This window comes from Pseudomonadota bacterium (assembly GCA_034189865.1).
Classification (GTDB): domain Bacteria; phylum Pseudomonadota; class Gammaproteobacteria; order UBA5335; family UBA5335; genus JAXHTV01.
Map to the genome: position 1 here is coordinate 19694 of JAXHTV010000001.1, position 20498 is coordinate 40191.

Sequence of the window (20498 nt, forward strand, 5' to 3'; positions counted from 1 at the left end):
TATTCCTTTGCATGGCGGTAACGGCAAGAGGTATGGTATCGCGCTGTTTCAAAACCTTGGACCATAACGAGGAGACGGCGTTTCCTTGACGATACCCTCATGGTCTACCTACTATCTGTCCGTAACGATCATTCACCTCTGTTGACGGACCAGCAGGACTAGTAACTATGGCAAAAAAAATCTCACCCGATCTCGTCGGCGAAACGTTCAATCCAATGCCCGCATCCTGGACCAAGAAGGATGTTCAATTGTACGCATTGGGCGTGGGATGTCAGCCCGACAAGGAACTCGAATTCGTCTATGAACAAAAGGGCCCGAAAGTCCTTCCCACCTATGGCGTGATTGCTGGCATGATGTCCATGGGCGGCATGATGGGCAAAGTCGAGATGAACTTGGCCAATCTGCTCCATGGCGAACAGGCCATTACGCTTCACCGACCGATTCCGCCGCAAGCCAAAGTGGAATGCATCGGCAAAATCACCGAGGTATGGGACAAAGGCAAGGCCGCCGTATTGGGCGTAGAAGGTCTCGTCCAGGACAAAGACGGCCCCATCTGCACGACCCACGCGACGATTTTCTTGAAAGGTGCCGGTGGCTTTGGTGGTGAACGCGGGCCGAGCTCCGAAGGCATCAATGAGGCGCCGGATCGTGAACCCGATCACGTCATCACCTATCCCACCCGCCCGGAGCAAGCCGCCCTGTATCGGCTCTCGGGTGACCCGAACCCGATTCACATCGATCCGGCTTTTGCCATGATGGCGGGCTACAAGAAACCGTTCCTGCACGGATTGTGCACCTACGGATTCGTCGGACGGGCGATCCTGCACACCCTATGCGGTGGCGACCCGGCCCGGTTTGGCTCGTTCGAAGCCCGGTTTGCGGACCAGGTATATCCCGGTGATGACATTGTCACCAAGCTCTGGGTGGTGGGCGACGGCGAAGCCATCGTTCGCGCAGAAACGCAAAACGGCAATACCGTGTTGTCCAAATCCAGATGTACTTTCAAGCCTGAATAAGGCCGGCTGCACAGCACAAGATGAAAGGGCCCGCTACGGGCCCTTTTTTATGACCAGGATAATGCGTCCGTTGATCTGCCCGCGGTTTCACTTCATGATCTAGCTGAGCAAAACAAGATGATTTCGTGCGCACCACGGAGAGGAGAAACCAGGATGGCGAAAACCACCATTGAGGTCGGCCAGACGGCCCCGGATTTCACGCTTCCGACCCAAGACGGGGCCACCGTCACCCTATCGAGCTTCCGGGACAAGTGTCCGGTGGTCGTGTATTTCTACCCGAAAGACGACACGCCAGGCTGCACGGTTGAGGCCTGTACCTTTCGTGATCAATATGAAGATTTTCGAGAAGCCGGCGCCGAGATCATTGGCATTAGCGCCGACTCGCCGGATTCCCACCAACGCTTCGCGTCCAAACACAGTTTGCCGTTCATCTTGGCAAGTGACGAGCAGGGCACCGTTCGCAAAGCTTACGGCGTTTCGAAAACACTCGGGCTTTTACCTGGGCGGGCAACGTTCATCATCGACAAAGGCGGTATCGTCCGCCATACATTCTCCTCACAATTGCGAGCCAAACAACACGTGGCCGAAGCACTGGAAACACTGAAGTCACTATCCACTTAAGGCCCTTGGACGCATTCCACGGAACAACGTGCACAAGCGCACGGACCTTTCCTGTTGCCACATGAATCTGGAAGATCTCAAAAAACTGCTTGATCTCGAACCACTGGAAGACCTTCTCTTCCGCGGCGAGAGCTGGGACGTGGGGGGGCGTATGGTTTTCGGTGGCCAAGTGCTGGCTCAAGCGCTGATGGCCGCCGGCCGAACGGTTCCCGCAGAGCGCCATGCTCATTCCCTACACGCTTATTTTCTTCGACCCGGCGCCATGGATCAGCCCATCGTTTTTCGGGTCGAAACTCCGCGCGACGGCCGAAGTTTCACCACGCGTCACGTGGCGGCGATCCAACGCGGCCGCCCCATCTTTCAACTGTCTGCATCATTTCAAATCGACGAAACCGGACTGGATCATCAATCCCCCACGCCGCAGGTTCCCGATCCCGCCACACTCACGCGCACGACCCCACCGCGGCGGTCTCGACCGTTCGACTTCAGACGCATATCGCCTTCGGAGCAAACCTCACAAGACGCTAGACCGAACGAGCAGCAACTGTGGCTCAAAACCCGGGGCGAACTGGAGGAAAACCGCCTGCTGCACCAGTGCGTGCTGGCTTATGTATCGGATTTCCATCTGCTGAGCACTGCGCTATTGCCCCACGGACTGACGTTCCAAGCACCCGGTGTACGCGGTGCGAGCCTGGACCATGCCATGTGGTTCCACCGACCGTTTCGGGCCGACGACTGGCTCCTATACAGCATGGAAAGCCCCAATGCCACCGGCGGGCGTGGCTTGGCGCACGGCCGGTTTTACGACACCAACGGCCAACTGGTCGCCTCTGCCAGTCAGGAAGGCCTTTTGCGATACCAAAACCCGGCTCCTGAAAGCGACAAATAAAAAGGGCGCCGTCAAGGCGCCCTTCCGGAAAACCACTCTCGCGGCGAACTTAGAAGCTAAAACGGGCTCCGACTCGCCATTCGGACAACTCGAGCGTATCGAGATCGTCATCGTACTCACCGCTAAAGTAGGAAGCCAGAACCCCCAGCTTTTCGGTGAACTGGAACACACCACCGACGGTATAGCCCAGGAGCGCCGTATCCAAATCGGTATTTTCGGCGGACAAATCACTGTAGTCGACCGAAACGAACAACTCCAGGAAGTTATCAATGCCCACCCGGACACCGGCCTCTGCACCATATCCGTCGAGTTTGCCGACTCCGACCACGTCATCGGATTGGCGATCGTAGGATAAGCCGCCGTAGAGATCCAAAGAGGCCTTTCGATAAACATCCGCAAAGGTGTAGTGCGCACCGGCACCTATTGACAAGGTATCGTAGGCAAAAATGGTTCCCGACACGTCGAGATCGCGACCGGTAGCCTCGCCAGCGACGTAGAAGTAATCGCCTAAACCCACAGACGCCTCGATGCCATAGCCATCTCCGTCAATGCCACTGGCCGATTCCAGCTCGGTATTCACGACGTAGCTCAGGTCGACATAATCGTAGGCCAGGGGGGCCGCCATCACCGGAAGACTGGCTGCCGTCATCGCGACGGCGCTCGCAAACGCAACTCGCTTATTCAATGTCATCTACTCCGTTGGTTAACCGATGAGCGGCGCATACAACCGTCCGCCAGGCCGCATGTTAGCTGCTATCTCGCCTGAGAAACAAGGGATTATGTCGTGACACGAGAATGTTTCAACGATTAAACAACCAGAACAACAAGGTAAGCGCAAGACTCACCAAAATGGAGGTCGTTAACGGGAAATAGAAGCTGAAATGCTCTCCGCTAAAGACGAAATCGCCCGGCAATCGGCCAAGTCCCGACCGCCGAATCGCTGGCCAAGCCAGCCCCACGAGCACCAACACCACGCCGATCAGAATGAGTGTTTTCTGCATGACCTAACCTTGACCCGTCACCTTGATTCGAGTGGTTTCGTCTTCCGCCGCGTGTACGCAACCCAGGGCGTCCAGTAAAAATGCATAAACGTCGGCCACTTCCCGCAGCATAGGGTAACGTCCAGCTACCCCGGCGTGGCCCACGTCCATATCGGTCTTCAGAAGCAAAACGCCCTCACCCGTTTGGCACGCCCTCAGACGAGCCACCCATTTGGCGGCCTGCCAATAGGGCACGCGAATATCCTGAAAGCCGGTGGTCACCAACAAGGAGGGATAAGCTCCGCGGCGAACATTGTCCAACGGCGCATAGGACAGCATGGTGCGGTAGTCGTTTAAATTCGCCGGATTACCCCATTCCTCGTACTCGATGATCGTCAGTGCTTGGCCGGGATCCATCATACTGGCCAGCACATCAACAAACGGCACCTCGGCCACGGCCGCACAGAACCGCTCCGGCCAGCGATTGATCGCGGCGCCCACCAGCAAGCCGCCCGCACTGCCCCCGGATATCGCCAGGGCATCGGCACGGGTGATGCCCGCTTCGACCAATCCTTTGGCCGCCGCGGCGAAATCGCCAAATGTGTTCTCTTTCGCAGCCAAACGCCCGGCATGGTGCCATGCTTCCCCCAGCTCCCCACCACCGCGGACGTGAGCCACCGCGTACACCACCCCGCGCTCCAACAGGCTCGGCCGAGTCAAGGAAAACTCGGGATCCAGGCTCGCGCCGTAGCTGCCGTAGCCATAAAGCACCGTGGGCGCCGGACCGGACGCCAGGACGTCTCGCCGGGCCATCAACGAAACCGGAACCCGAACGGCGTCGGCTGCTTGAACCCATACCCGCCGGCACTCGTAGCGGCTGGAATCGTAACCGCTGCCGACTCGTTGTTGCTTCAACAAGGTGGCGAGCCGGCGCGTCGGATCGTAATCGTAGACCGAATACGGCGTCAGCCAGGATTCATACTCCAAGCGTAGCTGATTCGATTCATAGTCCGGATTGTCCACCGTATCCACGGTGGACAAGGGTTCGGGAAACTCAACGGTATGCCACTGGCGGTCACCGAAATCATAAACGCGAACCTTAGCCGACCCCGATTCGCGAACGGAAAGTGCCAAGAACCTGCGAAATACGTCCAGCCCTTCCAGCTTGACCGATGCATCACCCGAGACCAAAGCCGGCCAGTCCGACACACCATCCCAGGCCAGCGGCGGGCGAACCTCCGGCGGGGTGCGAAGCAGTTCAAAATTGTCCACGCGCAAGTTGGTGAGCAGTAGAAAACATCCCTCGTGGGACTCCACCTGATATTCCACACCGGTGCGTCGGGGCAGAAAAAGCCGAAGCTCGGCGGCCGGATCGCACGCGTCCAATAGATAAGTGCAGGAGCTGGTGTGGCTGGCCGATTCGATCAGAAGATAGCGGCGATCTTTGGTCTGTCCGAGGGACAAATGGCACGCACCATCCGGCTCTTCAAGGACCAACCGATCGGCGACTGTAGACTCACCAATACGGTGCCGAAATACCCGCCATGGCCGGCGGGCCGCATCATCCACCGTATAGAGCACCGTCCGGCTGTCCTCAGCCCAGATCAGATCGCCGTGAACAGGCGTGATCACCTCCTCCAGAAGCGCACCGGAGTTGAGATCTTTGATTCGGAGCATAAACGTCTCGGAGCCGTCACGATCTTCGGTCCACGCCAGATACCGGTGATCGGGACTCACGGCCCAGTCGGCGATATCAAAATAGGGGGCGTCGGACGCCCAGGCGTTGACATCGAGAATGACCTCTTCCGCTCCATCCCGGAAACGACGGCAATGAATGGGGTGATCTCGCCCCCGCTCCACGCGGCTGTAATAGGCGTAGTCGTCCACCACCACCGGAACAGACTGATCGTCTTCTTCCAGGCGCGCCACGAACTCCCGATACAATCCCTCGCGGATCGGTCTCAGGCGTGCGAGCTCGTGCTCGGTATAGGCGTTCTCCGCCTCCAGATACGCCATCACCGCCGGATCGTCCGGATTCTCCAACCAGGCGTAGGGATCGACCCTGGCGTGACCGTGGGCCTCTCGGCGCTCGGGTTGCACGCGCGCGATGGGAGGACGAGGCCGGTTCACGGCTCTACGGCCGTTTCAGCCAGCGTCCGCAAGCAGTGCATGACGCGATCGGTATGGTCCGTGAACAGGCCGTCCACGCCGTAATCCTTAACGAATCGCTGTATTTCACTGAGCAGCGTGGCATGCGCTGCTGGCAGGTCATCATCGCGGAAAGTCCAGGGATGCACTTGTAGACCCATGCCTTGGACCTGACGAACCCAGTCGGCTCCGCCGGTGGACTCACCATCGGCCGACTCGATTCGGCCTTTCCACGGGCCCACGGCCTGCGCATAGGAGGCAATGAATGCCAGCCCGCCCGGTTCGGTCATGGCGTCCTCTTCGGCGGTGTCACCGATGAGTTGCACCAGTGGAAGCTCAGTGCCCAGGTCGTGACGCAATCGCTGCAGATTCTCGGGCTCAAAGGACTGGATAAACACCGGCGCACTCGCCCCCCTGTAACCATAGCGAGTCAACAACGCCAATAACGGCTCTTCGAGCGCTAATCCGGCCGCCCGGTGCCAAGCGGGGGATTTGGTCTCGGGGTATACCCCGACGCGGCGACCGGTAGCCCGATTGAGTTCAGCCACGAGCTGCAGGATTTCTTCGAAAGTGGGGATGGAAAACCCGCCGCCATCCTGTCGATAGCGGTCCTCCAGGCGTTCCCGCGCTTCCAACTGTTTGATCTCGGCCAAGCTGAAATCGGCGGCATACCAGTGCCCATCAGCCCGCGCCCGACCTGGAAATCGTACGGCGACATTGCTGGTTTCATCCAGCGTGATGTCGTGCCGTGCGATCAAAACGCCGTCGGCGGTCATCACCAAATCGGGCTCCAAATAATCCGCGCCGTAGGCATAGGCCATCGCATACGCCGCCAGCGTATGCTCCGGCAAGTAACCGCAGGCGCCGCGGTGGGCAATGACAATCGGTCGTACGGCGCCCATACTATCGGAAGCTTCTCTCACGTGGCGATACCGTCTCGAAATGGCGCGCAGCTTGCGCCCGCCGACCTATACCATGAATCATCTTTGTCATCTTGTACTCTCTGAAAACGAACCCCTGGCCCAAGTGGGAAATCTCATGGGAGACTTCGTCCGCGGAGCCATCGACCCAAGCTATCCCGAAACCGTTCGCCGCGGAATTCGGCTGCACCGACGAATGGACAGCTTTGCGGATCGCCACCCATTATTTCAGCGTAGCCGAGCACGTTTGCAAGCGCCCTACCGACGGTTCGGCGGGATATTGATTGACATCTTCTACGATCACTACCTGGCCGTTCACTGGGACCGTTTCAGCCCCTTGCCTTTGGAAGTCTACAGTCGACAAGTCTATCGTTCACTGGCTCGTCACCATCGGATCATGCCAGCGCGGATGCGCCAGTATGTCGGCTACATGACCCAGCGGGATCTGCTCACCAGCTATCGCGGCATCGACGGGATTCGAAGCGCCTTGAGCGGGGTGTCGAGACGCCTGAGCCGACCCAATCCCCTGGCGCAGGCGGACCAGGAGCTGGAACGCCTGAGAGCAGAGTTGGAAGAAGATTTTCTGGCATTCTTTCCGCAACTGGTTACTTACGTCCGAGGCGAAGTGCCCGCGAACAGCGCCCTCAGCCTGGATCACGCCCACGTGACCGAGGATAAAGCAACATGAAGCGCATTTGGATCCCGCTGCTCGCACTTCTGGCATCGCCGATCGCGATCGGCGATGCCCTATCCTCAAACTGCCATACGGAAGACGCCGGTATCGTCTTGCCACCGGGATTTTGCGCCACGATCTTCGCAGACGGACTCGGGACCGCACGCCATCTGGCGGTACGCGATAACGGAGATGTGTTGGTGATGAGCCCGGATACGGACGGCGGCACCTGGATGGGTAAGCCCCGGGTTTCGGGACGGGGCGTTGTGGTTGCGCTGCGCGATGAAGACGAGGATGGTCGAGCCGACCGGGCGCAGCGCTTTGGCCAAGGTCGCGGTACCGGCATCGCCTTATCCGAGAACCATCTTTACCTGGGTCTTAACGACGCAGTGGTGCGCTATCGCATCGACCCGGACGCGTTTGTCCCGACCGGATCGCCGGAGGTTATCGTTCGTAGTTTTCCCTACCAGCTGCAGCATGCCGCAAAATCCTTGGCCCTGGACGGGGATGGCGGACTCTACGTGAACGTGGGCGCCCCCTCCAACGCCTGCCAGCGAATACCCCGCACGCCCGGAATCGAAGGCAAGGACCCCTGCCCGCAAAGGGAGCTGCAAGCCGGAATCTGGCGCTTCGCCGCCGATCGAACAAACCAGCGCCACGGAACCGACGGCCACCGGCTGGCCGCCGGCGTGCGCAACGCCATAGCCTTGAGCTGGCGCGCCCAGGACGGACAGCTCTATGCCGTGCAACACGGACGCGACCAACTCCACCAACTGTGGCCCGAATGGTATGACGCCGCCCAAGGCGCCGAGTTGCCGGCGGAAGAATTTCTGCGTCTGGATACCGGCAGTGACTTTGGCTGGCCCTATTGCTACTACGATCACCAGCGCGCGCAGCGAATGCTGGCGCCGGAGTACGGCGGTGACGGTCGCTTACATGAGCGCTGCGACAACTACCCACCACCCATTGCCGCGTTCCCCGGACACTGGGCACCCAATGCCTTGGTGTTTTACGACCGGCAGGCGTTCCCGGAGACCTACCGCGACGGCGCATTTATCGCTTTCCATGGTTCGTGGAACCGCTCGCCACAACCCCAGCAGGGCTACCGGGTCACCTTTCTGCCGTTCGACGAGAGCGGCCCCAGCGGGCCACCCATCACCTTTGCGCACGGATTCGCCGGATCAGAAGCCATCAGCTCACCCCGTCAGGCCCGTTTTCGGCCCACGGGTCTGGCGGTGGCGCCGGACGGCGCGCTATTCATCGCCGACTCCCAGCAGGGCCGTATCTGGCGCGTCCACTATCAACCGACAGCCGAGAAAACCGCCGCTCGATCAATATCAGGTTACCCAAAGACCTCCCCGGTGCCATAAAATGGCTACACATCCATCACCATAATCGGCAAGCTCGCCCAATACGAGGAAGTGCGAAGCATCATGAAAAAACGGGATATCTGCATCCTGGGGGGTACTGGGTTTGTAGGGCATCATCTGGCACAGGTTCTGTGTAACCGGGGACACCGGGTCAAGATCTTCAGCCGTCATCCACAGCGGCATCGTGACCTCAACGTCCTACCCAACGCCAAAGTCGTCGCCGCCGAGCTGAACGACGAATCGGCCTTGGCCCAGGCCTTCTCCGGCAGTGACGTCGTTATCAACCTGATCGGCATCCTCAACGAGCGCGGCCACGACGGCAGCGGCTTTCGGTTAGCTCACGTCGAGTTGCCGGCACGTCTTTCCCGCGCCGCGGCCAAGGCGGGTGTTAAACAATTCCTGCACATGAGCGCATTAGGGGCGGACAGCGCCCGGGGTTCCAGTGATTATCTCCGCTCCAAGGGCGAAGGCGAGCAGCAAGTGCGCTTGAATGCCGGCGACCGTACGGCCGTGACGATTTTCCGCCCATCGGTCATTTTTGGGCCGGGCGATGCCTTCATTAATCGCTTCGCGGGCATGTTGCGCCTGATCCCCTTTGCTTTCCCCCTGCCAACTCCCGATACCCGCATGGCACCGGTTTACGTGGGTGATGTGGTCACGGCCATGGCCGATTGCATTGATCGCCGCGATACCCACGACCAACGTTTCAGCCTCTGCGGACCGAAGATTTATACCCTGAAGCAAATCCTCCAATTCACCGCCGAAACCGCCAGTGTGAAACGCTGGATCATCGGTCTACCACCTGCGCTATCACGCCTGCAAGCGACCATCTTGGAGTATGTGCCGGGCAAGCCTTATTCGCTCGACAACTACCGCTCATCGCAGGTCGACAGCGTTTGCGAGGACAACCACCTGGTGAGCTTCTTTCAACGGCAACCGGCGGCCATAGAGACCGTGATCCCCAGCTACCTCGGCCAGACCAGCAGCCGCGGCCGATTCGCGAACCTGGTTCGGCAAACACGTCATGAGTTCGGTCAACACCGAGAAACCGGTCAAAGCTGAGCCGGACCGAGATTGCGCCTAGGTGGTCGCGTTGGAAACCTACCTGGTAGGCGGTGCGGTCCGCGACGCGCTGCTCGGCTTGCCTGTCCATGAGCGAGACTGGGTGGTCGTCGGGGCCACGCCGGAAGAGATGAAAGCGCGCGGATTTCTGCCGGTGGGCAAGGACTTCCCGGTCTTTCTCCACCCCAAGACGCGGGAGGAGTACGCCCTGGCCCGGACTGAGCGCAAATCGGGGCCCGGCTATCACGGGTTTACCTTCTACGCGGCGCCGGATGTCACCTTGGAGCAGGATCTGCGCCGGCGCGACCTGACCATCAACGCCATGGCCCGCGCCCCCGACGGAACCCTGATCGATCCCTACGAGGGACAGCGCGATCTCAAAGCCCGGGTGCTACGCCATGTTTCACCGGCCTTCAGTGAAGACCCGCTGCGGGTCTTACGGGTCGCGCGCTTCGCCAGTCGGTTTTCACCACTGGGCTTTCGCATCGCCAAAGAAACCCAGCGATTGATGGTCGCCTTGGTCGAAGCCGGCGAGATCCACGCCCTGGTCCCGGAGCGGGTATGGCGGGAAATGGAACGGGCATTGGGAGAAGCGGCGCCGCACGTATTCTTCGAGGTGCTTCTGGAATGCGGCGCTTTGGCCGTGCTGATGCCGGCGCTGGCCAACGCCCTAGAATATGACCGCCGGGCGCTTGATGCACTTCGTCTCGCCGCAGAGCGCGGTCACAAGCCCTCTATCCGCTATGCGGCGCTACTGGAATTCGCGCTGGACGACGAAACCCACGTACGCACGGAGAGCAAACGGGTGAAAGCACCGAATACCTTCGTGGACCTGGCGACCCTGGCCGCACGCCACCGCGACTCGATACACCAAGTGATGGCGAGCAATCCCGAAAGGCTACTGAGCCTGCTGGAGGCGGTGGATGCATTTCGGCGCCCACAGCGCCTGGATGATCTGCTGGCGGTTTTGCGAACCGACGCCACCATTCGCGCCAAGGCCGACGATTATCCCCAGGAAAAACGCCTGCTGGCGGCCTTGACGGCCGCACGGCAAATCAAAGGTCAGACATTGGCCGAGCAGGGTTTTTCCGGGCCGGGGTTGGGTGAGGCTTTACACCGGGCACGCCGCGATGCCATCGGCGCGCTGGAAAGCTCAGAAAACGACCAGCAACAGCAAGCCGAGTAGCAAACGATAAACCACGAACGGCAACATACCGACCCGCTCGACCAAACGCAGAAAGAAATCGATGGTCAGATAGGCCGTGACCGCCGAGATCAAGCCACCGACCAATAAAGCCCGCCAGTCGAACAAGCTCGGGTCCGCCCACAACTTGGCACCCTCGTAACCGCCGGCCAACACGATGACCGGCACGGCCAGTAGGAAGGAAAAACGAGCCGCCGCCGTTCGACTGAGCCCCATCGCCAAACCGGCCGTCATGGTGATACCGGAGCGCGAGGTCCCGGGGATCAAAGCCAAGGCCTGCGCGACACCGATTACCGCGACATCCCTCAGCGTCACACCGTATTCGCCTCGATCACCGCGGCCTGTCCGGTCGGCCCACCACAGCAACAATCCGAAGACGATGGTTGCCCAAGCGATGACGGTCGGGGAGCGTAAGTAAGTCTCTACCCAGTCATCGGCCAACAGCGCCGCCAGACCCACCGGAATGGTCGCCAACACCACCGCCCAAGCCAGACGGGCATCGGCCGTCATGCCGCGGCCGATCATGGATCGCAGCCAGTCACGCAGCATTCTTGCCAGCTCGTGCCGAAAATAGACCACCACCGCGAGCAAGGTTCCCAGATGAACCGCCACATCGAACATCAAGCCTTGGTCCTCCCAGCCGGCAAGCACCGGAACCAAAATCAGGTGCGCGGAACTGGAGATGGGTAAAAACTCGGTAAGTCCCTGAAGCAGGGCCACGATCCAGAGGGCAAATGATTCCATGCGATCCTCAAAGTCCATGTATGACGGGGTGTAGACGGCGACGCCAGATAATCTAGCGGGCAAACGGATAGAGCCGATCGCGCAAATCTCTATGATGCATCCCCGAGAGGGCAGGCACATCGCCCTTGGATAAGGCCATCACCTTGAATCGCTCGCCCATCTCCCCCGGCAGGAGCAAGCGCTTCGCGCCCTGAGCCAACTCGTACTGAGCCACGGCATCGTCCGCCGCGGCGGCCAGGTAGCGCTCCATGCCCGAGCCCAGTAAAAAGTGCGCCTGAGTCGTGTAGCCAGACACGTCTAACCCCTGTGCCAGAGCGGCTTCTGCCAGCGCGGTAAAATCAACCCAGGCCGTGATGTCCTGCAACCCGGGCCAAAAGTACGGGTCATCATGTGCGCGATGCCGGTAGTGGCACCTCAATGTGCCACAGCGTCGCTGTGGCTGATAGTACTCATGACGCGCCATCCCGTAGTCAATGAACAAAAGCACACCCTGAGACAAGCATCCGGCGACCGTCGCGAGCCATGGCGCCAAGTTCACGTTAATCTCGGATTGATAGCCCTCGGGCAAATCATATCCCAGCGCGGTTTCGAGACCCTGCAAGCGCTCAATCAGCACCTTATCGGCTGGTTTGGGCGCATCCTCGAAACCATCGGGGCCGAGGCTTACGCCGATCTCTTCCCACCCGGCTTCGGTCCTTTTAAACCGTTTGACCACCAGCGCATCGATAATCTCGTTGCCCACCACCACACCGGCGAAGGGCGCCTCGGGCGGACCATCGAGCCACCGCACTCGGGAGGCCAAATCCGGCGCTTGCTGCCTGAGCACGTCGTGCTGCCGCTGCCGCAAGTCCGCACTGACTTCGACGATAAGGTAACAATCGGGAAGGCAATCCAAACGGGCCAGTGTACGGAGCATTTCAACGGCCATTTTTCCTGTACCCGCGCCGAGCTCCATCACCGTGCGCTCGCCGGCAGGCAACGCGCGCAACGCCTCGGCGCATTGATCCGCCAGACAACGCGCAAACAAGGGCGACACCTCCGGCGCCGTGATGAAATCCCCTTCGGCACCGAACTTTCTCGCCCCGGCACTGTAGTAACCCAAACCGGGGGCGTATAGCGCCAGAGACATATACCGATCGAAGCCGATCCAACCGCCGGCCCGACTTATCGCTTCACCAATATGGTGTTTGAGTCGGTCACTGTGCGAGCGCGCGTCAGCACAGGGCTGCGGCAAGCCGGAATCGGTGTGGATCATCGGTGGTACCATAAGGAGCTTTAATCGTGGCTGCTGCGGACGAGTATGCAGAATAAACCAAGCGCTTTAGCGGGCAAAACAGTCTTGGTGACCGGTGCTGCGCGCCGCATCGGTGCCGAGATCGCCCGTGATCTTCATGCCGCGGGCATGAACGTGATTTTGCACTACGGCCGTTCTGCGGCCGCCGCCGATGCCCTGCGCCAGGAATTGGAGCAGCAACGGTCAAATTCCGTGGCGACCTGCCAAGCGGATTTGCTGGACTTGCAGGCGATCGACGCACTGTCCCGATCCGCCGCCGAAGCCTTCGGACAGCTCGATGCACTGGTCAACAACGCATCGACGTTCTATCCCACACCCGTTGGCGACACCCTGGCCCACCATTGGGACGACCTCGTCGGCACCAATCTGAAAGCACCCTATTTTCTGATTCAAGCCCTGGCGGCGCCCCTACGCGAAACACAAGGCAGCATTGTCAACATTGTGGACATCCACGCCGAGCGCCCCCTCAAAGAGCATCCAGTTTACTGCGCCGCCAAAGCCGGGCTTGCCATGCTCACCCGGTCGCTGGCGCGAGAGTTGGCGCCTGAGGTGCGGGTCAACGCCGTCGCGCCGGGCGCCATTCTCTGGCCCGAATCGGGCAGCACCGAATCGGCCGACGTCCGCACGGAGATATTGAATCGCATCCCCTTACAGCGCACCGGCGCCCCCTCGGACATCGCCCGAACGGTTCATTTTCTCATTGCCGAAGCACAATACGTCACCGGCCAGATCATCCCCGTTGACGGTGGCCGCAGCCTGGGTCACTGACCCGACGGAGTGCCTTGATCAGGACAAGGGAGGACTATTTGGGCGTTCACCAGGTACCAGCGCTCACGGTGCGCCAAGCCCACGAACTCGGCCGCCGACGAGTCGAAACACGGAGATAAGTGTTCATCGGGCAGCAACACCCAGCGCTGATCGCCCTGCCTAAGCCAGTTGATCGCCTCCTGGACCTCCGCGCGCCGATCACGCGCGCGAAAGCCGAAATTCACCACGGGCCGATCGGCCTGATAGAGAAACTGCTCCCGCCAATCGACCAGTCCCAGCTCACCCCCATCGCCCATACGTTGGGCCACTTCCTGCATCAAGGCGCGCCCCGAGCGAACCGAATCGAAGTTGGGATAAACCCAAAGGCCATAGACCAGCCACATGGCCAACAGCCAAGCCAACAACGCCTGCCCCCCGAGCGACGGCCGGCGAGCCAGCACGGCAAGCAATGCCGCAGCAGCCAAGGCGATCAAAGCCGGCCAGGGTTCAAATTGGTGTTTCGCTACCAGTTCAACGCCGGCACTCGGGTCGATCCACAAAAAGTAGGCTGCGGCGCCCGCGAAGGTGAGCCCGAACACCAACACCAAGGACCAGCTGAGATAGTGAATCGCCCTTCCCGCCCACAAGGTTGGCAACATGGGCGCCGCGGCAAGCACCGCCACCGGCAGCGCCGGCAGAACATACAGCCCGCGCTTGCCCGGGCTCAAGCTGAAAAACAGCACCACCAGTCCGACGTATCCCAGCAACACGACAAAACGGCCATCGCGCACCCGGAGCTGCCGCCACCAGCGGGGAACCAGCCAGAACAACAGCACCGACAGCGGGAACCAGAACAGCGGAATGACTTCAGTCAGGTAATACCACGGCGGCTTGATGTGCCCCCAGGAGCGAGCATAGCGCTCCACCGTTTGCCGGAATAACAAATCGTCCCGATAGGCCGAATACGCTGGATCGCTGCTAAACGCCACCGCCAGCAGCATCGGGATACCCCAAACGCCCACCGCGCCAAGGAGCACCAATGGTGCCCACAGCCAGCGAGACGACACAATAGGAACCGGCGCAAGATGGGAACCGTTCATCGCCCGCGCCAACACGAACGGAATCAACGCGAAAACCGGCAGAAAACCCACGCCTTTGGTGATAATGCCCAAACCCATGGCGGCAAAGGCTGCGTAGCACCAGCGCCATTGCGGCCCCAACAACACATGGCGAGCCAGTCCGTAAAAGGCCAGCGTGGCCCAAAAACAGAGAAAAGCGTCGATTTGCGCGGTGCGGCCTTGCACGGCGAATTGCACCGTAAAGGCCAGCAATATCGCCCCCATCAGACCGGCCCTTGGACCCCACAACCGCCGCCCCAAATCGTAGGTCAGGTAGACCGTACCCAAGGCCGCCAGCAGCGAGGGCAACAGAAAAGCAATCGACATATGGCCGGTCAAGAGGTAACTGACGGCGATGGCCCACATAAAAAGAGGCGGTTTATCCGGGTAGAGGTGACCACCAATGCGCGGCAGTAACCATTCACCGCTCTCTACCATCTCCTGGGCAATCTGGGCGAATCGAGGCTCATCGGCGGGCCACGGATCCCGGAGGCCAATGCCCGTCCCCACCAGCAATAAAACCAGAACCGTCAGCAACAGCCAGTGGCGAACGTAAGACGCCGAACTTTCCGAGTTGGGAGGGGAAACGTCTAATGGAGTCATAGAAGCCGCCTAATCGAAGGGCCTATCGCCTACTATTCCTCACTGACCTGCTGCGGTGAACGGGCACGCCGGTTGAGCCAGATCATCCCCAACAGGTCCACCAGTCCGACCCACAACCGGTTGTTGAGTCCGTACTTGGAGCGACCCGCCACTCGCGGACGGTGATCGACTGGAACCGATACCACTTGGCCACCCGCGCGGATGACCAGGGCCGGAATGAATCGATGCATGTGATCGAAATAGGGTAGACGAAGAAACAACTCACGCGGCAACAGCTTCAAACCGCACCCGGAATCCGGGGTATTGTCGTTGAGCAAACCACCGCGAACCGTATTTGCAACCCGCGAAGAAATCCGCCGTAACCAGGTGTCCTGGCGGGATACGCGGTGGCCATTGACCAACACGTTCGAATCAGCGGTGCCCGGAAGGCCGACTCTGGCCAAGAGTTTGGGGATATCAGCCGGATTGTTTTGCCCATCCCCGTCCAAGGTGGCGATCCAAGGCGCGCGCGCATGGCGAACACCGGTGGCGACGGCGGCCGATTGGCCGGCGTTTCGGGCATGCCGCAGCAGCCGCAAATGATCGCCGAGCTCGACGCGTGCGGCGAGAATACGCTCCGCGGTGGCATCGGAACTGCCATCGTCAACAAAGATCATCTCGAAAGGTATGACACCCTTGAGGGCTGCGTGGATTTCAGCCGCTAGATTCGCGACGTTTTCGGCTTCATCCTTGACGGGGATAACGACGGACAATTCGGGTTGAATCGGCATAATGATAGCTGGTCAACGAACGGAAAAGGTCAAGCCCAATGGAAGCGGGCAAAGCATATCAGATTTCTTCGCGAACACATGCCATCGACGAGTAAATCCGGGTCACTGACCAGCAAATAGGCCAAGTATCACGCGGCGCCGCCCTGCTAAAAAAATGGGCGCCTTCCGTGGGAAAGCGCCCATTTCAATTGGACGATGGCGCTCCACTCAGCCTAAAACTTCTCCGCTGGTACTGAGTTGCACCCGATCAAAGATGTTTTTGGCCACTACCATCTGTTGAATTTGGTGGGCACCTTCAAAGATGTCGAATACCTTGACATCGCGGAACAGCTTTTCCGACAGACTTCCCTTGGCAGTTCCGGTCGCGCCCATCATCTGAACCGCAGTCGAAGTCACCTCCATACCCACTTCGGGGCCGTACAGTTTCGACATCGAGGCTTCCTTGGTGTTGCGAATGCCGTTGTCGGCCATCCAGGCGGCCTTCCAGCACAACAAGCGGGCGGCGTCGATCTTGCGCTGAAGATCGGCGAGCTTGTCTTTGATGGCCTGATAACGGGGAATTGGCCGGGACAACATGTAGTTGTCTTTCGCCCATTGGACCAGCTCTTCGTATGAGGCACGGGCGATGCCCACCGCCATGATGCCCACCAGCGGACGGCTGGTATCGAAAAACTCCATAGCCGTTTTGAAACCGGCTTTGGTATCGCCTTGATAGGAATCTTCGCCGCCCAGAAGGTTCTCTACCGGAACCCGGCAATCCTCCAGGCGCAACTCAGCAGTCTCGGTCGCCCGAAAGCCGAGCTTGTCTTCGATTTTGCCCACGGAAAAGCCCGGCGTTCCCTTCTCCACGATAAACACCCGCTGGCCGGCGTGACCCAACGACGGATCGATAGTCGCGAACACCAATGTCCACTCTGCCCGCGCGCCATTGGAGATGTAGCACTTGGTGCCATTGATGACATATTCATCGCCGTCCTTATGGCAGCGGGTGCGGATCGCCGCCGCATCCGATCCCGTTCCCGGTTCGGTCAACGCATAGGCGGCCCACCGAGGCTCGGAGCCTTGCAGCATGCCGAAATACTTTTCTTTTTGCTCATCGGTGCCCCGGGCGGAAAGTGCCGGTCCGCCCGTGCCGGCGCCGGGCATCACCAACGCCATGGAGGGATCCCCCCAGCCAAGCTCTTCCCCGGCGACTACCGCCAGCAAAGCCATGTTTTTCATACTCATGGCGCTGCCGGCGCCCTTCTTCTTGCCGGAGCCGCTGCCGCCCCCGAGACCGCCGCTCATGCCTCGGGCCAAAGGCGCCAGTTCTTTGTAAAAACTGTCCGGGTAGCCGGCATCCTGGTCGGCCTGCAGACACAAGGGGCGCACTTTTGTGTCCATGATGCTGTGAAGCATCTCGCGCGCCATCTTCATTTGGGGGGTGATAGTGAAATCGATCATGCGGTGGCCACCTTCTGCGTGCTTTCCTTGCTGACTGCGTCCGTCGGCGCGTACAGGAACTCTCCAAGAACGGCGATATGATCCTCGGAAGTGCCGAACATGTTGCCTAGCGTGCGGACATCCCGCATATAGCGTTCAACGGGCATATCTTTCATGAAACCAGCACCGCCGAAGACCTGGACGGCATCCACGGTGACCCGAACACCCGACTCACAGGCGTAGATCGCGGCGTTGCAACTCGATACGGTGGCGTCCTCTCCGTTCTCGAGTTCATAAGCGGCTTTGAGCACCAGATTCCGGGCCGCCTCGGTCGCCACTTCCATGTCGGCGATAAAAAACGCCAACCCTTGGTGACCGCAAATGGGTTTACCGAACGTCTTGCGGTCCTGGGCATAATCGATGGCGTAGCTCAGGGCGCCGCGGGCGGCACCCACGATACGGGCGGCGGTGACGGTGCGGGCGATATTAAACAATCGGCCAAGCGCCGCGGTCTGATCGTCCGCGCCGTTCAAATGAGCATTCGCGGACAGGGAAACGTTGTCGAATCGGATTCGGCATGCCCCGCCGGCCCGAAGGCCCATTCGATCTTCCGGCGTAATCTCCACCCCTTGGCAGGTGGGATCAACCACAAACGCATCCAGGCCAGACAGCCCTTCCGCATCGGAAGTTTTGGCCAGTACGATCAATTTCTTGGCCCGTGCCGCGTTGTAGACACCCAGTTTCTCGCCGTTCAGCACAAACCCGCCGTCTTGCCGCTCGGCGCGGGCCGACATATAACCCAGATGGGCGGCCGGGTCGGACTCCGCGGACGCGAACGCCAATGAGTAGTCCGCTTGATCGGCCAGCGGGGATAACAAGGCTTCGGCTTGCTCGGACGTTGCCAGCGCCACGATAGCCTGAGCGGCCAGTCCCGCGTCGTCCAAGGCGACGGCTTGCGCCGCGTCGGTTTTCGACAAGGCCTCTTCCGCCAGCACCTTGGCGGTCAGACCGAAGCCCACGCCACCGTGAGATTCAGGCAGCCCGACCAAGTGCATCGCGGTTTCGCGATACGTATTACGGACCGAATCCGCTACCGTCATGTTCCGGTCGGCTTCGCGAACGGCCGGTGCGAGACTGTCTTCAGCAAAACGCTGAATGGTCTCGAGCAACGCGCGCTCTTCCTCGGATGGATAGAAAGAAATCATTCTTGAACTCCTGATGTGATCGCGATCTGATCACGAACGGTGCCCGAGGTGGACACAGCCGATCATTCGCACAATCCATGTCTGCTCAGGGATTCTTATTTTTTTAAGGCCATGATGTGTCGGCAACGGTAAGACATCGTCGATACTGATGGGGCCTTGTCGTTCGCCTTCCCACCGCGTCCGGCCGACGAGTTTGGTCAGCCCACATGACACGCCGAGCGGCGCGGAACACACTCCCTGTGCACTCGAAAGCCATCCTAGGCTTTAACGCGGCCAAAAATCCAGTCAAACGAACCATACGTACCCGCACGGCCACTGCAGCGCTTTGAAATTCTTGCGAAATACCCGGCCGAAATGCTAGGATTTCGCGCTCTTTCCAATCGAATCGACCAACCGTCTTAATCAATCGACCAACCCATGCCTTCTGTCACTCGCGGCTTTTTTGGACTGGTTCGCCGGCCGTCGCATCGTTGTAAAAAACAAACGGACGGCCTCGCAAGCCGGTTGTGTCGGATCGTCAAGCTTCTGTTACCGCATGAGACAAAAAAGAGGACGAGCTCATGACTCAATCAAGCGCTAAACAAGCGCCACTGTTCGATCTCACACCCACCGACGAACAGCGCATGACCCGCGAAGCGATGCAGCGTTTCGCCGAATCGGAAATGCGGCCCATTGCCCGGAATTCCGACGAAAACTACGAACTGCCCGCGGAGTTCCTGCAACAGGCGCATGAGCTGGGCATCACCATGCTGGCCGTGCCGGAAGAATTCGGCGGCGCGGGACAGGATCGCTCTCCTATTTCCAATGTGCTCATAGCCGAAGATTTGGCCAAAGGCGATATGGGACTGGCCTTGGCCGTGCTCTCACCGCTGGGCGTGGTCAACACCTTGCTTGACCAAGGCTCGGAAGGACAGAAAGCTAAATATCTGCCGGGTTTCGTTGGCGAGTCTTTCAAACCCGCGGCGGTGGCGATCTCCGAACCGCGTGCCACGTTTGACGTGCGCGACATTCAAACTCAGGCAACCAAAGATGGCGACGGATACGTTCTCAATGGCGTCAAATCACTGGTTCCCTTAGCCACCTCGGCCGAGCTCTTTATCGTCATTGCGAACCTTGAAGGACAAGGCCCGCAGGCGTTCATCGTCGAAGCCGGAACGGCCGGTGTCACCACCGAATCGCAACGTTACCTAGGCGTGCATGCGATCCAACCGGGCATCGTGAAGCTAGAGAGCGTCCGAGTTGGGGCTGACGCCCTCCTGGGCGAACAGGAAAAAACTTTCGATTACAACCGCTTGCTGGACCTGAGCCGCCTCGGCTTGTGCGCCGCCGCATGCGGCACGGCACAGGGTCTGCTCGAGCATGTCACCGAATACGCCAACGAGCGGGTGGCTTTCGGCGAACCGATTTCCCACCGTCAGGCGGTCGCCTTCATGGTCGCCAATATCGCAATTGAACTGGAAGCCGTCCGCCTGCTGACTTGGCGCGCCGCCTCCCGTGCGGAACAAGGCCTCGAATTCCACCGCGAAGCGCATCTGGCCTACATCAACGCATCGGAGCGGATGCTCGAGATCGGTAACAACGGGGTACAAATCCTCGGTGGCGCGGGCTTCATTCGCGAGTACCTGGAAGAGTTGTGGTACCGGAATCTTCGCGGCGTAGCCATTGTCGAAGGTTGCTTCGCCATTTAAAGCGGCGCTACGGAAACGAATTCG

General features: G+C 59.8%; 19 protein-coding genes. 9 read left to right on the forward strand and 10 right to left on the reverse strand.

Annotated elements, in window-relative coordinates; translation table 11 throughout:
- The first annotated feature begins 167 nt into the window (after nucleotides 1-167).
- The 3 genes from SVU69_00115 to SVU69_00125 all read left to right on the forward strand — a co-directional run bounded on the left by SVU69_00115 (nucleotide 168) and on the right by SVU69_00125 (nucleotide 2526).
- Complete coding sequence (locus SVU69_00115; GenBank protein MDY6941396.1) at nucleotides 168-1016, forward strand: MaoC/PaaZ C-terminal domain-containing protein; 849 nt, start codon at nucleotides 168-170, stop codon at nucleotides 1014-1016.
- 153 nt (nucleotides 1017-1169) lie between these two features.
- A complete protein-coding gene (locus SVU69_00120; protein MDY6941397.1) occupies nucleotides 1170-1637 on the forward strand; it encodes a peroxiredoxin in 468 nt (155 codons plus the stop codon).
- 61 nt (nucleotides 1638-1698) lie between these two features.
- Nucleotides 1699-2526 (forward strand): acyl-CoA thioesterase II, encoded by an 828-nt coding sequence (locus SVU69_00125; GenBank protein ID MDY6941398.1) that lies wholly within the window; start codon nucleotides 1699-1701, stop codon nucleotides 2524-2526.
- Nucleotides 2527-2575: 49 nt separating this feature from the next.
- Here the strand turns inward: SVU69_00125 and SVU69_00130 are convergent, their stop codons facing one another.
- The 4 genes from SVU69_00130 to glpQ form a co-directional block, all read right to left on the reverse strand.
- The gene (locus SVU69_00130) at nucleotides 2576-3211 is read right to left on the reverse strand and encodes a hypothetical protein (protein MDY6941399.1); all 636 of its coding nucleotides are present in this window, start codon (nucleotides 3209-3211) and stop codon (nucleotides 2576-2578) included.
- 115 nt (nucleotides 3212-3326) lie between these two features.
- Nucleotides 3327-3527: a DUF2905 domain-containing protein gene (locus SVU69_00135; GenBank protein MDY6941400.1), complete on the reverse strand. Its 201-nt coding sequence runs from the start codon at nucleotides 3525-3527 to the stop codon at nucleotides 3327-3329.
- A 3-nt stretch (nucleotides 3528-3530) separates the two neighbouring features.
- Nucleotides 3531-5636, reverse strand: coding sequence for a S9 family peptidase (locus SVU69_00140; GenBank protein ID MDY6941401.1), 2106 nt, complete (start codon nucleotides 5634-5636; stop codon nucleotides 3531-3533).
- Nucleotides 5633-6577, reverse strand: a complete 945-nt coding sequence (glpQ, locus tag SVU69_00145) for a glycerophosphodiester phosphodiesterase (protein ID MDY6941402.1) — start codon at nucleotides 6575-6577, stop codon at nucleotides 5633-5635. Before glpQ ends, SVU69_00140 begins: the two co-directional genes overlap by 4 nt.
- A 115-nt stretch (nucleotides 6578-6692) precedes the next feature.
- On the opposite strand from glpQ, the gene SVU69_00150 reads away from it, so the two are divergent.
- The 4 genes from SVU69_00150 (at nucleotide 6693) to SVU69_00165 (ending at nucleotide 10865) form a co-directional block, all read left to right on the forward strand.
- Nucleotides 6693-7262 (forward strand): acyl carrier protein phosphodiesterase, encoded by a 570-nt coding sequence (locus SVU69_00150; protein MDY6941403.1) that lies wholly within the window; start codon nucleotides 6693-6695, stop codon nucleotides 7260-7262.
- Complete coding sequence (locus SVU69_00155) at nucleotides 7259-8617, forward strand: PQQ-dependent sugar dehydrogenase (protein MDY6941404.1); 1359 nt, start codon at nucleotides 7259-7261, stop codon at nucleotides 8615-8617. Before SVU69_00150 ends, SVU69_00155 begins: the two co-directional genes overlap by 4 nt.
- Before the next feature lie 63 nt (nucleotides 8618-8680).
- Nucleotides 8681-9679 (forward strand): complex I NDUFA9 subunit family protein, encoded by a 999-nt coding sequence (locus SVU69_00160; GenBank protein MDY6941405.1) that lies wholly within the window; start codon nucleotides 8681-8683, stop codon nucleotides 9677-9679.
- A gap of 22 nt (nucleotides 9680-9701) precedes the next feature.
- Nucleotides 9702-10865 carry a multifunctional CCA tRNA nucleotidyl transferase/2'3'-cyclic phosphodiesterase/2'nucleotidase/phosphatase gene (locus SVU69_00165; protein MDY6941406.1) on the forward strand — a complete coding sequence of 388 codons (1164 nt, stop codon included), beginning with the start codon at nucleotides 9702-9704 and terminating at the stop codon, nucleotides 10863-10865.
- On the opposite strand, the gene SVU69_00170 is transcribed toward SVU69_00165, so the two are convergent.
- Together SVU69_00170 and SVU69_00175 are read right to left on the reverse strand one after the other, a co-directional pair.
- Nucleotides 10833-11627, reverse strand: coding sequence for an undecaprenyl-diphosphate phosphatase (locus tag SVU69_00170; protein MDY6941407.1), 795 nt, complete (start codon nucleotides 11625-11627; stop codon nucleotides 10833-10835). The two genes, SVU69_00165 and SVU69_00170, sit on opposite strands and share 33 nt — an antisense overlap.
- 52 nt (nucleotides 11628-11679) lie before the next feature.
- Complete coding sequence (locus tag SVU69_00175) at nucleotides 11680-12756, reverse strand: SAM-dependent methyltransferase (protein MDY6941408.1); 1077 nt, start codon at nucleotides 12754-12756, stop codon at nucleotides 11680-11682.
- Between the two features lie 171 nt (nucleotides 12757-12927).
- On the opposite strand from SVU69_00175, the gene SVU69_00180 reads away from it, so the two are divergent.
- Entirely contained in the window at nucleotides 12928-13689 is a 762-nt protein-coding gene (locus tag SVU69_00180; GenBank protein MDY6941409.1) for a pteridine reductase, read from the forward strand.
- On the opposite strand, the gene SVU69_00185 is transcribed toward SVU69_00180, so the two are convergent.
- The 4 genes from SVU69_00185 to SVU69_00200 all read right to left on the reverse strand — a co-directional run bounded on the left by SVU69_00185 (nucleotide 13683) and on the right by SVU69_00200 (nucleotide 18786).
- Entirely contained in the window at nucleotides 13683-15389 is a 1707-nt protein-coding gene (locus tag SVU69_00185) for a glycosyltransferase family 39 protein (protein ID MDY6941410.1), read from the reverse strand. The two genes, SVU69_00180 and SVU69_00185, sit on opposite strands and share 7 nt — an antisense overlap.
- 32 nt (nucleotides 15390-15421) lie before the next feature.
- Nucleotides 15422-16159: a glycosyltransferase family 2 protein gene (locus tag SVU69_00190; protein ID MDY6941411.1), complete on the reverse strand. Its 738-nt coding sequence runs from the start codon at nucleotides 16157-16159 to the stop codon at nucleotides 15422-15424.
- A 207-nt stretch (nucleotides 16160-16366) separates the two neighbouring features.
- A complete protein-coding gene (locus SVU69_00195; protein ID MDY6941412.1) occupies nucleotides 16367-17602 on the reverse strand; it encodes an acyl-CoA dehydrogenase family protein in 1236 nt (411 codons plus the stop codon).
- A complete protein-coding gene (locus SVU69_00200; GenBank protein MDY6941413.1) occupies nucleotides 17599-18786 on the reverse strand; it encodes an acyl-CoA dehydrogenase family protein in 1188 nt (395 codons plus the stop codon). The genes SVU69_00195 and SVU69_00200 overlap by 4 nt, the downstream gene beginning before the upstream one ends.
- 560 nt (nucleotides 18787-19346) lie before the next feature.
- Between SVU69_00200 and SVU69_00205 the strand changes: the two genes are divergently transcribed.
- Nucleotides 19347-20474, forward strand: a complete 1128-nt coding sequence (locus tag SVU69_00205) for an acyl-CoA dehydrogenase family protein (GenBank protein ID MDY6941414.1) — start codon at nucleotides 19347-19349, stop codon at nucleotides 20472-20474.
- The last annotated feature ends 24 nt before the right edge of the window (nucleotides 20475-20498 follow it).

What these genes read in the sequence shown, in the direction of transcription:
- SVU69_00115 (MDY6941396.1), top strand. Translation starts at nt 168, where the DNA reads ATGGCAAAAAAAATCTCACCCGATCTCGTCGGCGAAACGTTCAATCCA.
- SVU69_00120 (MDY6941397.1), top strand. Translation starts at nt 1,170, where the DNA reads ATGGCGAAAACCACCATTGAGGTCGGCCAGACGGCCCCGGATTTCACG.
- SVU69_00125 (MDY6941398.1), top strand. Translation starts at nt 1,699, where the DNA reads ATGAATCTGGAAGATCTCAAAAAACTGCTTGATCTCGAACCACTGGAA.
- SVU69_00135 (MDY6941400.1), bottom strand. Translation starts at nt 3,527, where the DNA reads ATGCAGAAAACACTCATTCTGATCGGCGTGGTGTTGGTGCTCGTGGGG.
- SVU69_00150 (MDY6941403.1), top strand. Translation starts at nt 6,693, where the DNA reads ATGGGAGACTTCGTCCGCGGAGCCATCGACCCAAGCTATCCCGAAACC.
- SVU69_00155 (MDY6941404.1), top strand. Translation starts at nt 7,259, where the DNA reads ATGAAGCGCATTTGGATCCCGCTGCTCGCACTTCTGGCATCGCCGATC.
- SVU69_00160 (MDY6941405.1), top strand. Translation starts at nt 8,681, where the DNA reads ATGAAAAAACGGGATATCTGCATCCTGGGGGGTACTGGGTTTGTAGGG.
- SVU69_00170 (MDY6941407.1), bottom strand. Translation starts at nt 11,627, where the DNA reads ATGGAATCATTTGCCCTCTGGATCGTGGCCCTGCTTCAGGGACTTACC.
- SVU69_00175 (MDY6941408.1), bottom strand. Translation starts at nt 12,756, where the DNA reads ATGTCTCTGGCGCTATACGCCCCCGGTTTGGGTTACTACAGTGCCGGG.
- SVU69_00180 (MDY6941409.1), top strand. Translation starts at nt 12,928, where the DNA reads ATGCAGAATAAACCAAGCGCTTTAGCGGGCAAAACAGTCTTGGTGACC.
- SVU69_00185 (MDY6941410.1), bottom strand. Translation starts at nt 15,389, where the DNA reads ATGACTCCATTAGACGTTTCCCCTCCCAACTCGGAAAGTTCGGCGTCT.
- SVU69_00190 (MDY6941411.1), bottom strand. Translation starts at nt 16,159, where the DNA reads ATGCCGATTCAACCCGAATTGTCCGTCGTTATCCCCGTCAAGGATGAA.
- SVU69_00195 (MDY6941412.1), bottom strand. Translation starts at nt 17,602, where the DNA reads ATGATCGATTTCACTATCACCCCCCAAATGAAGATGGCGCGCGAGATG.
- SVU69_00200 (MDY6941413.1), bottom strand. Translation starts at nt 18,786, where the DNA reads ATGATTTCTTTCTATCCATCCGAGGAAGAGCGCGCGTTGCTCGAGACC.
- SVU69_00205 (MDY6941414.1), top strand. Translation starts at nt 19,347, where the DNA reads ATGACTCAATCAAGCGCTAAACAAGCGCCACTGTTCGATCTCACACCC.